The 11,854-nt window shown below is 63.4% G+C and carries 11 protein-coding genes; 9 read left to right on the top strand and 2 right to left on the bottom strand.

Going from position 1 to position 11,854, the window contains the following annotated elements; translation table 11 throughout:
* Positions 1-32: 32 nt before the first annotated feature.
* Complete coding sequence (locus tag ACIPHN_RS04505) at positions 33-605, bottom strand: GNAT family N-acetyltransferase (RefSeq protein ID WP_400433373.1); 573 nt, start codon at positions 603-605, stop codon at positions 33-35.
* Between the two features lie 45 nt (positions 606-650).
* Complete coding sequence (locus ACIPHN_RS04500; RefSeq protein WP_400433370.1) at positions 651-2,069, bottom strand: PLP-dependent aminotransferase family protein; 1,419 nt, start codon at positions 2,067-2,069, stop codon at positions 651-653.
* A gap of 344 nt (positions 2,070-2,413) precedes the next feature.
* On the opposite strand from ACIPHN_RS04500, the gene ACIPHN_RS04495 reads away from it, so the two are divergent.
* From ACIPHN_RS04495 to ACIPHN_RS04455, 9 genes are all read left to right on the top strand, one after another.
* Positions 2,414-3,742: an aspartate aminotransferase family protein gene (locus tag ACIPHN_RS04495; RefSeq protein ID WP_400433368.1), complete on the top strand. Its 1,329-nt coding sequence runs from the start codon at positions 2,414-2,416 to the stop codon at positions 3,740-3,742.
* 27 nt (positions 3,743-3,769) lie between these two features.
* A complete protein-coding gene (locus tag ACIPHN_RS04490; RefSeq protein WP_400433365.1) occupies positions 3,770-5,263 on the top strand; it encodes a CoA-acylating methylmalonate-semialdehyde dehydrogenase in 1,494 nt (497 codons plus the stop codon).
* 284 nt (positions 5,264-5,547) lie between these two features.
* Entirely contained in the window at positions 5,548-5,820 is a 273-nt protein-coding gene (locus ACIPHN_RS04485) for a hypothetical protein (RefSeq protein WP_400433363.1), read from the top strand.
* 13 nt (positions 5,821-5,833) lie between these two features.
* Positions 5,834-7,027, top strand: coding sequence for an ABC transporter substrate-binding protein (locus ACIPHN_RS04480; protein ID WP_400433360.1), 1,194 nt, complete (start codon positions 5,834-5,836; stop codon positions 7,025-7,027).
* 173 nt (positions 7,028-7,200) lie between these two features.
* The gene (locus tag ACIPHN_RS04475; RefSeq protein ID WP_400433357.1) at positions 7,201-8,067 is read left to right on the top strand and encodes a branched-chain amino acid ABC transporter permease; all 867 of its coding nucleotides are present in this window, start codon (positions 7,201-7,203) and stop codon (positions 8,065-8,067) included.
* A 22-nt stretch (positions 8,068-8,089) separates the two neighbouring features.
* Positions 8,090-9,088: a branched-chain amino acid ABC transporter permease gene (locus ACIPHN_RS04470; RefSeq protein ID WP_400433354.1), complete on the top strand. Its 999-nt coding sequence runs from the start codon at positions 8,090-8,092 to the stop codon at positions 9,086-9,088.
* Complete coding sequence (locus ACIPHN_RS04465; protein WP_400433352.1) at positions 9,085-9,852, top strand: ABC transporter ATP-binding protein; 768 nt, start codon at positions 9,085-9,087, stop codon at positions 9,850-9,852. The genes ACIPHN_RS04470 and ACIPHN_RS04465 overlap by 4 nt, the downstream gene beginning before the upstream one ends.
* Positions 9,849-10,553, top strand: a complete 705-nt coding sequence (locus ACIPHN_RS04460) for an ABC transporter ATP-binding protein (protein WP_400433349.1) — start codon at positions 9,849-9,851, stop codon at positions 10,551-10,553. The genes ACIPHN_RS04465 and ACIPHN_RS04460 overlap by 4 nt, the downstream gene beginning before the upstream one ends.
* 37 nt (positions 10,554-10,590) lie before the next feature.
* Entirely contained in the window at positions 10,591-11,850 is a 1,260-nt protein-coding gene (locus tag ACIPHN_RS04455; protein WP_400433346.1) for a Zn-dependent hydrolase, read from the top strand.
* Positions 11,851-11,854 lie beyond the last annotated feature (4 nt).

Genomic DNA, 11,854 nt, shown 5'->3' with positions numbered 1-11,854 from the left:
CTTCCTCTCTTCTCTTGGCTGAAACCGGCCGGCTACGCGCCAGGCCTCTCCTCTTGCCGACGCTCCACCGGATTGATCAGCGAACTCAAGACATGGTCTCGCCACTCCCCGTCGATCATCAGGTAGGAAGCGGCCCGACCTTCCTGCTCAAATCCCAGACGCTGCAGCAAGGCATGACTACGCCTGTTCTCGGGCCGATAGTTCGCCATGATGCGATGCAGCCCTAGCCTGGAGAAAACAAAATCGATCGCGCAGCGCAGGCCTTCATGCATCAGGCCCTTTCCTTCAGACGCATGGTCGAGTGAAAACCCGAGGTGACATGCCTGGAATGGTCCGCGCATGATATGGGTAAATCCGCACTCGCCGATGATGGTTTTAGTCGCCCTGTCGCGCAGGATCAGGTGCAATGACTGCTGCGCTTCCATCTTGCATGTCATGTCGTGGATGCGCTTTTCCATCGCGATTGCAGTAAAGAAGTCGTCCGTCTTCGTCGGCTCCCATGGCTTCAGATGGACTCTGTTGCGTACGTAGTAGTCAAGCAGTTCCCCGGCCTCGCTGCGCAAGGGAGGACTCAAGATCAGGCGACTCGTCGACAACAGGATCATGGCGTTCTCTTCATCGGATACCTTGGATGGCACAGGACAGCTAGCCTACAAGCCCCGCAAGAAATCAAACAACTCCGGCACATCCGCATATCCCACATTGAAGCGGAAGCTGGTCTTCTCCGGCGCCGACAGATGGAAGAAATCCCCCGGCGCCAGCCAGATCCCCTTCTGCCTTGCGCGGTCGGCGATCTCGCGTGCCGACAGTGCGCAATCCTCGATGGTGGCCCAGGTGAACATGCCGCCGCGTGCCGCCGTAAAAGGCGTCAGTCCCGCTTCGGTCAGCTTGGCATTGAGTGTGGCCTGGGCGTTGAGCAGGGTGGCATTGAGGGTCTGCACATGGCGCCGGTGATGGCCTTCGGTCAGGACGTTGTGTACCAGCCGCTCGTTGATTTCGGAATTGGTGAGCGTGAGCACCATCTTGGTATGCACGATCTGGCGCGCCAGTTCGCGCTGGCAGGCAATGTAGCCCACGCGCAGCGAAGGGGCGATGGTCTTGGAATAGCTGCCCACGTAGATCACCCTCTGCAAGCCATCCAGCGCGGCCAGCATGGGGTCGGTGGCCTGGCCCAGCTCGCGGAAGATGTCGTCTTCCACCACCCAGAAGCCATGGCGCTCGGCGGCCTGCAGCACGCGCATGGCGCAGGCCGGCGTATAGGAGGTGCCGGTGGGATTCTGCAGCACACTGGTAGTGAAGAACATCCTGGGCCGGTGCGTGCGTGCCAGCGCGTCCAGCATGTCGGTATCGACACCGCCCGGGGTGCGCGGCACGCCGATCACATTCAGGCCGGCCAGGCGCAGCATGGCGATCAGGTTGCAGTAACCGGGATCGTCGATCATGACGGTGTCGCCGGGCTGGGTCATGGTGCGGATCACCAGGTCCAGCGCCTGGGTGGCGCCGTGCGTGGTGAGCACCTGGTCGATGCCCAGCTCCAGCGACCAGTGACCGAGGAATTGCGTGATCAGCTGGCGCAGCGGTGCGTAACCGTAGGGGTGACCATAGCCGACCTGCTGCGCGCCGGGTGAGCGGATGATGCGGCGTTCGGCCTGGTGCAGGCCTTCGTCGTTGAGCCACTTGCCGGGCAGCCAGCCGCAGCCGGCCTTGATGGGCACGCGCTCGTCGGCGAACATTTCCGAGAGCAGCCAGGCCGAGTCGATCACCGGCTCGTGCGGTACGAACACGGCGCGCGCACCGCCCTGCCCGGCGCGCGCGGCCACGAAGAAACCGGCCCCGCGGCGCGCCAGCAGCATGCCGCGTGCGACCAGTTGCTCGTAGGCTTCCACCACGGTGGAGGCGCCGATGGCGTGGCTCTGCGCGAAATGACGCACCGAGGGCAGCCGTTCACCCGAGCGCAGTTCGCCCGATTCGATCAGGCGTGCCAGGCCGTCGGCCACCTGTTCCACCAGCCGGGCGGCGGTATTGCGTTGCAGATCCAGTTGCAGCGGGGCGCGCTGGAGCTTGGCCATGCTCTTCCTTTCGGGGTGGGACATTGTCCTGTGTCTTGCACTGCATTGCCGGGCGAGACATAGGTGTATCGTTCATGCGGGTACTGTATTGCTCGCTTCAGCCGCAAGCCAGTCGTTGCACCTTTCCTTGAAAAGCCTATGCAATCAGGGCTTGTTGCCAACCGAGCCATGCGACCCCGAGCGACCATGGCGCTTATTGCAAGCAACACAGTTTAGCCACTGAAGCAATACAGTTTCAGATCAAAATCAAAAGTGTAGCTAACAATACTGCCAGTGTCTGGCAATAATCAAGCACTCTCATTGCCTCCACGGTTTTCTCCACCCATTCTTCGATGGTGCGCCCCATGTCCAGTCCAGATCATTCCTCCGCTTCCAGCCTGTCCGCCTACTGGATGCCCTTCACCGCCAACCGCAACTTCAAGGCCGCGCCGCGCATGCTGGTCTCGGCCGAGGGCATGTACTACCGCGACGATGCCGGCCATCCCATCCTGGACGGCACCGCCGGCCTGTGGTGCGTACCGCTGGGTCACGCCCATCCCAAGATCGTGTCGGCCGTACAGAAGTCGGTGGCCACGCTGGACTATGCGCCGTCCTTCCAGCTGGGCCATCCCAGCGCCTTCGAACTGGCCGAGCGTCTCAAGGCCTATACCGGCAACCGCTTCTCCAACGTGTTCTACACCGGCTCCGGTTCGGAATCGGTGGATACCGCCATCAAGATCGCCCTGGCCTATCACCGTGCCACCGGCAACGCCACCCGCACCCGCATGATCGGGCGCGAGCGCGGCTATCACGGCGTCGGCTTTGGTGGCATGTCGGTGGGTGGCATCGGCGGCAACCGCAAGACCTTCAGCACCGCGCTGCTGCAAGGCGTGGACCACCTGCCGCACACCCACAACCTGGAAAAGAATGCCTTCACCAAGGGCGAGCCCGAATACGGCGCCCACCTGGCCGATGAACTGGAACGCATCGTCGCCCTGCACGATGCCTCCAACATCGCCGCCGTCATCGTCGAGCCGGTGGCCGGCTCCACCGGTGTGCTGGTGCCGCCCAAGGGTTACCTGAAGCGCCTGCGCGAGCTGTGCACCAAGCATGGCATCCTGCTGATCTTCGATGAAGTCATCACCGGTTTCGGCCGCCTGGGGACGCCCTTCGCCTCCGACTACTTCGATGTCGAACCGGACATCGTCACCACCGCCAAGGGCCTCACCAATGGCGTGGTGCCCATGGGCGCGGTGTTCGTCAAGCAGCACATCCACGACGCCTTCATGAACGGCCCGGATGGTATCGAGCTGTTCCACGGCTATACCTATTCGGGTCACCCGCTGGCCTGCGCCGCCGGCCTGGCTTCGCTGGAGGTGTTCCAGACCGAAGGGGTGCTGGAGAACGCACAGGCGGTCTCGGACTACTTCCAGGATGCGGCCCATGCACTGCGCGGCCTGCCGCACGTGATCGACGTGCGCACCATCGGCCTGATCGCCGGCATCGAGCTGTCGTCCATCCCGGGTCGCGTCGGCGCCCGCGCCTATGACGCCTTCGTACGCGCCTTCAACGATGGCATCCTGATCCGTGTGACCGGCGACATCATCGCCCTGTCGCCGCCGCTGGTGATCAACAAGCAGCAGATCGACGAGCTGTTCGGCAAGCTGGCGGCCATCCTCAAGACCCTGGCCTGATCCCTCACTACAACGCAAGAAAGATTCATGGAAAAGATTGCACACTACATCGGCGGCCAGCGCGTCGATACCAAGAGCGGGCGCTATGCCGATGTCTTCAACCCGGCGCTGGGCGTGCCGGTAGCGCAGGTGGCGCTGGGCACCACCGAGGAAGTCGATGCGGCAGTGAAGGCTGGCGTGGCGGCCTTCGCCAGCTGGTCCAACACGCCGCCGCTGACGCGCGCACGCGTGCTGTTCCGCTTCCTGCACCTGATCCAGCAGCGGGCCGATGACTTCGCCCGCATCATCGTGCGCGAGCATGGCAAGACCTTCTCGGATGCCCAGGGCGAAGTGGCGCGCGGCATCGAGATCGTCGAGTTCGCTGCCGGTATCCCGCAGATGCTCAAGGGCGAATACACCGACCAGATCGCCCGTGGCATCGATGCCTGGTCGATGCGCCAGCCGCTGGGCGTGGTGGCCGGCATCACGCCGTTCAACTTCCCGGCGATGGTGCCGATGTGGATGTTCCCCATCGCCATCGCCTGTGGCAACTGCTTCGTGCTGAAGCCTTCCGAGCGCGATCCGTCGGCTGCACTCCTGATCGCCGAGCTGCTGCAGGAAGCCGGACTGCCCGATGGCGTCTTCAACGTCGTGCAGGGTGACAAGGTCACCGTCGATGCGCTGCTGGATCATCCCCAGGTCAAGGCCATCAGCTTCGTCGGCTCGACTCCGATTGCCGAATACATCTATGCCCGTGGTTCGGCCAAGGGCAAGCGCGTGCAAGCCCTGGGCGGCGCCAAGAACCACATGGTGGTGATGCCCGACGCCGACATGCAGCTGGCCGTCGATGCCCTGATGGGTGCGGCCTTCGGCTCGGCTGGCGAGCGCTGCATGGCGATCTCGGTGGCGGTGGCCGTGGGCAGTGCCGGCGATGCGCTGGTGGCGGCGCTGGCCGACCGCGCCCGCAGCCTGAAGATCAACGAAGGCATGGCCGCTGATGCCGAGATGGGCCCGGTGGTGACGGCCGCCGCCAAGGAGCGCATCGAGGGACTGATCGGCCGTGGTGTGGAAGAAGGTGCCACGCTGGTGGTCGATGGCCGTGGCTACCAGGTGCCGGGTTTCGAGAAGGGCTTCTTCGTCGGCGGTACCCTGCTCGACCACGTCACCCCGGAGATGACGGTCTACAAGGAAGAGATCTTCGGCCCGGTGCTGTGCGTGCTGCGCTGCCCGGATATCGCCAGCGCGGTCGAACTGATCAATGCCCATGAGTATGGCAACGGCGTGGCCGTCTATACCCGTGACGGCGGCGTGGCGCGCGAGTTCGTGCGCCAGATCGAAGTGGGCATGGTGGGGGTGAACGTGCCGCTGCCGGTGCCGATGGCGTTCAGCAGCTTCGGTGGCTGGAAGCGCAGCCTGTTCGGCGACCACCACATGTATGGACCGGAGGGTGTGCGTTTCTATACGCGGGCCAAGGCGGTGATGCAGCGCTGGCCCAATACGGCAAGCGCGGGAGCAGAGTTCGCCTTCCCGCAGATGAAATAGGCAAGTGAGAAAAACGGCATGAAGATTTCATGCCGTTTTTCTTTGGCGAGAGGCTTGGATGGAGCGCGCCACGCTGGTATTGTTGGTGCAGTCAACGTCAGGCGATGGTGCACAATGACGATGTTTTCCCCACCCGGCAGGAATCGCCATCCGGGACCGCACCAAAAGTAATATTCTTAGAAAAACCAAGCCGTCGTGGCAGACCGGTGGAGACACACCGGCAACACGGGAGCACGGCAGACAAGTCTGGAGACAAGGTCACTCAAGTGGCAGGAGGAGCCCCCATGATGGCTCACGCCATGCAGCGCAAAGTCGCCCTGCACATGCGTTTCATCGCATCATCCCTGCTGCCTTGCGCGGTTTATGCAAGGTGGCACGCAGCTATTGGCCACGTTCTTTCCGCCCGTCCGCGGCGGCGGTTTCTACACGTCACTGCAATGCATCGTTCTCTATCGATTTCTAAGTTTTATGGAATGACGGGCACGGAACTTGCGTTGACGTACTGCAAAGCAGTCCCGATCATTTCCATGGATGTCATCTGTCACACCTTACCTTGAGGGAGAAGTAAGCATGATCAGCCGTCGCGATTTCCTGAAGCTGTCCGCCCTGGCCGCCCCCGGCGCATTGACCTACCAGGATGTGTTTGCCCAAGCCGAGAGCATTGCCTTCGGCTGTCCGGTACCGATGTCGGGTCCCTTCGCCGCCAACGGCAAGTTCGCCGACATGGGCATGAAGCTGGTGCTGCAGAAGTACGGCAAGGTGCTGGGCAAGAGCACCAGCTACGTCACCCTCGATACCGAAGGCAAGCCGGCCACCGCCGTGCGCAAGATGCAGGAGACCATCGAGAAGGGCACGCGCTTCTTCGCCGGCGGCATCCTCTCGGGTGAGGCGCTGGCCATGGGCAAGGAAGCCGAGAAGGCCGGCAGCATCTTCATCACCACCGCCGGCGCCGACGAGATCACCGGCAGCGATTGCAACCGCGCCACCTTCCGCTGGTCGGTGCCGACCTTCGGTGCCATCGAACAGACCGTGCGCCCGCTGCTGGAGAAGCTGCCCAATGCCAAGCGCTGGTACACCATCACGCCGCAATACGTGTTCGGCGAAGGCCTGCTGTCGGCGGCCAAGAACATCTTCAAGGAAAAGGGCATCGAGCATGTGGGCAACAGCTATCACTCGCTGACCGAGAAGGAATTCTCGGGCTATCTCACCAATGCCATGGCGGCCAAGCCGGACGTGCTGCTGCTGCTCAACTTCGGTTCGCAATCCTCGGACACGCTGCGCCAGGCGGTCAGCTTCGGCATGAAGAACAACTGCACCATCCTCATGGCCTGGGCCTCGGGGCTGGAACAGTTCGAGACCCTGGGCGCCGATATCTGCGACGGCGTCTACTTCGGTGCGCAGTACTGGCATGCCATCGATTCGCCCTTCAACAAGGAATTCGTCAAGCTGGTCAACGACACCCTCAAGATCGATCCCAACTACAGCCTGGCCGGTTCCTACATCTGTACCAAGATCATCCTGGATGCCATCATCAAGGCCAACAGCACCGATCCCAAGGCCGTGATCGCGGCCATGGAAGGCATGAAGTACGAGGGCCTGACCGGCACCGAGGAAATCCGCAAGGGCGATCACCAGGTCATCAAGAACTACTACCTGCTCAAGGGCAAGGCGAAAGCGAAGATGGCCAACAAGAATGACTATGCCGATATCGTTTCCTCCGGCAAGTCCTTCCTGCCGCTGGAGAAGACGCAGTGCAAGCTGTGATGAACTTGTCCTGACACTCAGCGAACCAGAACCCGTTCGGACTGAGTAGACCCGCAGGGTCGTATCGAAGGCGCCGTGACCATGCCCACCGGGAGTCAGGCCTTCGATACGCCGCTGGCGCGGCTACTCAGGACGAACGGACAAAGAGAAATGCATCGTCGTCACGAGGTTCCATGAACATCTATCTGCTGCAGATCGCCAATGGCGTGGGCATCGGCATGCTCTACTTCCTGCTGGCGGTGGGCTTGTCGATCGTCTTCGGCCTGCTGCGCTTCGTCAATTTCGCGCACGGCGCCTTCTTCCTGCTGGGCGCCTACCTGTGCTTCCAGGTCACCGACATGGGCATCAATTTCTGGTGGTCGCTGCTGGTGGCACCGCTGTTGGTGGGCCTGTTCGCCTGGGTGGTGGAGCGCTTCGTGCTGCGCCATGTGTATGCGCTGCCGCATCACTTCCATATCCTCTTCACGGTGGGCATGGCCCTGGTGCTGCAGGAAGCGGTGATCTCCATCTGGGGACCGCTGGGCAACAACGTCTCGCCGCCCGACCTGCTGCAGGGTGTGGTGATGGCGGGCGGCTTCGTCTATCCCAAGTATCGCCTCTTCGTCATCGGCGTGACGGCGGTCATGGCGGTGCTGCTGTGGTGGGTGCTGGAAGGCACGCGCCTGGGTTCCATCGTGCGCGCCGGCAGTGAATCGACCGAGATGGTGTCGCTGCTGGGCCTGAACATCAACCGCATCTTCAGCCTGGTCTTCGCCCTGGGGGCGGCCACCGCCGGACTGGCCGGTGCGCTGGCCGCGCCCATCCGCGGCGCCGATCCCTTCATGGGCGTGGAAGCGCTGGGCATCGCCTTCGTGGTGGTGGTGGTCGGCGGCCTGGGCAGCTTCTGGGGCGCGCTGATCGGCGGCATCCTGGTGGGCATCGTGCAAAGCGTGATGAGCACGGTCTGGTCCGAGGGCGCACACCTGATGATCTACGTGGCGATGGCGGCGGTGATGCTGTTGCGTCCGAATGGCTTGCTCGGTCGCCCCGGCGCGGCCTGAGGCTTTCTGCACTGGAGAATCGATGAAACAGATCGCGCATTTCCGCTATACCTTGCTGGCGGCGGCGGTGGTCCTGCTGCTGCCGCTGGTACTGACTTCCGGCACGCTGGCAACAGAAGTGCTGGTGTTCGCGCTGGCCGCGCTGGGTTGCAATCTGCTGCTGGGCTATACCGGGCTGATGTCCTTCGGCCAGGGCATCTTCTTCGGCGTGGGCAGCTATACCGCCGGCGTGGTGCTGCTGCAGCTGAAGCTGGCCCTGCTGCCTTCGCTGGCACTGGCCGCGCTGGGCGGCGCGCTGGTGGCGCTGCTGGTGGGCTGGTTCTCGATCCGCCAGCGCGGCACCTACTTCGTGATGCTGACGCTGGCCTTCGCCCAGATGTTTTACTTCCTGGCCTATACGATGAAGGATGTCACCGGCGGTGACAACGGCTTGCTGGACATTCCGCGTCCGCCGCTGTCGCTGTTCGGCCTGACGCTGTTGCCGACCACGTCCTCGTGGCAGTACTACTCGGTGGTGGCCATCCTGTTCGTGCTGGTGTTCTGGCTCTTGCAGCGGGTGGTCGATTCGGTACTGGGCAAGACGCTGCTGGCGGTACGCGAGAACGAGGCGCGCGCCTCGGCGCTGGGCTATGACGTGCGGCTGCTGAAGCTGGCGGCCTTTGTCATCTCGGGCGCAGTGACCGGCCTGGCCGGCGGCCTGCACGCGATGATGACCGGCGTGGCGCCATTGTCCAATATCGAATACCACACCAGCGAAGCCATCCTGGTCATGACCGTCATCGGTGGCACCGGCAACCTGTTCGCCTCGGTGCTGGGCGCCAGCTTCTATGTGCTGATGGGCAACTGGCTATCGACGCTGTGGCCGCGCTGGCTGATGCTGCTGGGCCTGCTGCTGATCGCAGTGAGCCTGTACATGCAGAAGGGCCTGTTCGGACTGGCGGCCAGGATCATCGCTGTCCTGCGCGGCAACCGCAGCAGGCAGGCCGATGCACAACACGTCACCCAGGAGAAGCACTCATGAGCCGCCCCATCCTGCAAGCGGTGAACGTGACCAAGCGTTACGGCAAGTTCACCGCCGTCAACGACATCACGCTCGATATCCTGCCCGGCACCGTGCATTCGGTGATCGGCCCCAATGGTGCGGGCAAGACCACGCTGTTCCATACCCTGACCGGGACCACGCCCATCACCACCGGCAGCATCCTGGTCGAGGGCGAGGAAGTGGCGCACCTGCCCGGTTACCGGCGCGTGCAGAAGGGGCTGGCGCGTTCCTTCCAAGTGACCAGTCTCTTTCCCAACCTGAGCGTCTGGGAGAACCTGCGCCTGGCCGCGCAGGGACGCTCGCCGCTGGCTGCGCTGAACCCGTGGAAGCGCGCCGAGCAATTCGCCGCGGCCTGTGCGCTAGCCGACCAGCTCATCGCGCGCCTGTCGCTGCAGGCGGTGGCGCAGCGTGCCTGCGCGGAACTCTCGCACGGCCAGCAGCGCCGTCTGGAAGTGGGCATGGCCATGGCCGGCCGGCCCAAGGTGATCTTCCTGGACGAGCCGACCTCGGGCATGGGCATCGATGACATCGCCGACATGAAGCGGCTCATCCATGGCCTGCGCGAGGATTACACCGTGGTCCTGATCGAACACAACATGGATATTGTGATGGATATCTCGGATCGCATCACCGTCATGCAGCTGGGCCAGATCCTGGCGCAGGGCAAGCCCGGCGAGATCCGCAATGACGAACGCGTGCGCCGTGCCTATCTCGGCAGCATGATCACCGGAGGTCGCGCATGATGCTGCAAGTGGAAGAGGTTCACGGCTACTATGGCAAGAGCCACATCCTGCAGGGCGTGTCGCTGCAGGTCGATGCCGGCGAGGTGGTGACCCTGCTGGGTCGCAATGGCGCAGGCAAGACCACCACCTTGAAGAGCATCGTCGGTGTGGTGCCGCCGGCACAGGGCTGGGTGCTGTTCGAGGGTCAGCCCATCAGCGGCCTGCCCTCCTACCAGATCGCCGCGCGCGGCGTGTGCCTGGTGCCGGAGCATCGCGGCATCTTCAAGCTGCTCACGGTGGAAGAGAACCTGACCATGGCCGCGCGCAAGCAGTCGGCCTGGGGGCTGGACGAGATCTACCGCATCTTCCCGCGCCTGAAGGAGCGGCGCAGGAATGGCGGCGGCCAGCTCTCCGGTGGCGAGCAGCAGATGCTGGCCATCGCGCGCGCCCTGATGACGCATCCGCGCGTGCTGATGCTGGACGAACCGGTGGAAGGCCTGGCGCCGGTGATCGTCGACGAGATCGTGGCGCAGATCAGGCTGATCAAGGCCACCGGGATGTCCATCATCCTGGTGGAGCAAAACCTGGAAGTCTGCACGCAACTGGCCGACCGGCATTACATCGTCGAGCAGGGACGCATCGTCTACAGCGGCAGCAATGCCGACTTCCTGGCCGATGATGGCGTGAAGGACCGCTATCTGGGCGTCAATCTGGCGGCATGACAAGGCCGTAACGTTACAACCAACGAAGGATTCGATGATGGACATGCATACCAAGACTTCCACCCTGCGCATCGATGGCGCACGCCTGTGGGATTCGCTGATGGAACTGGCCAGGATCGGTGGCACCGCCAAGGGCGGCGTATGTCGCCTGGCCCTGACCGACCTCGACAAAGAGGGCCGTGACCTGGTCACCGCCTGGGCCCGCGCCGAAGGCATGAGCGTGGTGGTGGACCAGATCGGCAACATCTTCATGCGCCGCGCCGGGCGCAACAATGCGCTGCCTCCAGTGATGACGGGGTCGCACATCGACACCCAGCCCACCGGCGGCAAGTTCGACGGCAACTACGGCGTGCTCTCCGGCATCGAGGTGATCCGCACCCTGAACCAGCACAACATCCAGACCGAGGCCCCCATCGAGGTGGCGGTGTGGACCAATGAAGAAGGTTCGCGCTTCGTGCCGGTGATGATGGGCTCGGGGGTCTTCTGCGGCGCCTTCACGCTGGAGCATGCCTACAACGCTACCGACATCGACGGCAAGAAGGTACGCGACGAGCTGGAGCGCATCGGCTACATCGGCGAGCAGGTCTGTGGCGACCATCCCATCGGCGCCTACTACGAGGCGCATATCGAGCAAGGCCCGGTGCTGGAAAACGCCGACACCGTCATCGGTGTGGTGCCGGCAGTGCTGGGCCTGTCCTGGTACGACTGCACGGTGACCGGTTTCGAATCGCACGCCGGCCCGACACCGATGGAAATCCGCAAGGATGCACTGCAGGTCTCCACCCACATCATGCAGGAGGTGGTGGCCATCGCCAACCGCTATCCGCCTTACGGACGCGGCACGGTGGGCCAGGTCCAGGTGATGCCCAACAGCCGCAATGTGATCCCCGGCCAGGTCAAGTTCTCCATCGACCTGCGCAACGTCAGCGACGAATCGCTCAACCGCATGCATGAGGAGCTGCTGGCCTACCTCGAAGCGACCCGCCAGAAGACCGGGCTGTCCATCGAACTGGAGCGCGTGTCCTACTTCCCGCCCTGCCCCTTCCATCCGGACTGTGTGGACAATGTGCGCGCCGCCTCCTCGGCGCTGGGCTACAAGACCATGGACGTGGTCTCCGGCGCCGGCCATGACGCCATCTACGCGGCGCGCCTGGCTCCGGCCGGGATGATCTTCGTGCCCTGCAAGGATGGCGTGTCGCACAACGAGATCGAGGATGCCCGTCCCGATCACCTCGAAGCCGGTTGCAATGTGCTGCTGCAGGCCATGCTGGCCAGCGCCGGCGTGGTCAACGGCTGAGGCG

The sequence above is a fragment of the Herbaspirillum sp. NPDC087042 genome, from assembly GCF_044745245.1.
In the GTDB taxonomy this organism is placed as follows: domain Bacteria; phylum Pseudomonadota; class Gammaproteobacteria; order Burkholderiales; family Burkholderiaceae_D; genus Herbaspirillum.
The sequence above is the reverse complement of the archived record's forward strand: the minus strand, read 5'-3'. Positions and strand labels throughout refer to the sequence as shown.

Coding starts and splice junctions, on each gene's coding strand:
- ACIPHN_RS04470 (WP_400433354.1), top strand. CDS start 8,090: ATGAAACAGATCGCGCATTTCCGCTATACCTTGCTGGCGGCGGCGGTG.
- ACIPHN_RS04495 (WP_400433368.1), top strand. CDS start 2,414: ATGTCCAGTCCAGATCATTCCTCCGCTTCCAGCCTGTCCGCCTACTGG.
- ACIPHN_RS04465 (WP_400433352.1), top strand. CDS start 9,085: ATGAGCCGCCCCATCCTGCAAGCGGTGAACGTGACCAAGCGTTACGGC.
- ACIPHN_RS04480 (WP_400433360.1), top strand. CDS start 5,834: ATGATCAGCCGTCGCGATTTCCTGAAGCTGTCCGCCCTGGCCGCCCCC.
- ACIPHN_RS04500 (WP_400433370.1), bottom strand. CDS start 2,069: ATGGCCAAGCTCCAGCGCGCCCCGCTGCAACTGGATCTGCAACGCAAT.
- ACIPHN_RS04475 (WP_400433357.1), top strand. CDS start 7,201: ATGAACATCTATCTGCTGCAGATCGCCAATGGCGTGGGCATCGGCATG.
- ACIPHN_RS04455 (WP_400433346.1), top strand. CDS start 10,591: ATGGACATGCATACCAAGACTTCCACCCTGCGCATCGATGGCGCACGC.
- ACIPHN_RS04485 (WP_400433363.1), top strand. CDS start 5,548: ATGATGGCTCACGCCATGCAGCGCAAAGTCGCCCTGCACATGCGTTTC.
- ACIPHN_RS04505 (WP_400433373.1), bottom strand. CDS start 605: ATGATCCTGTTGTCGACGAGTCGCCTGATCTTGAGTCCTCCCTTGCGC.
- ACIPHN_RS04490 (WP_400433365.1), top strand. CDS start 3,770: ATGGAAAAGATTGCACACTACATCGGCGGCCAGCGCGTCGATACCAAG.
- ACIPHN_RS04460 (WP_400433349.1), top strand. CDS start 9,849: ATGATGCTGCAAGTGGAAGAGGTTCACGGCTACTATGGCAAGAGCCAC.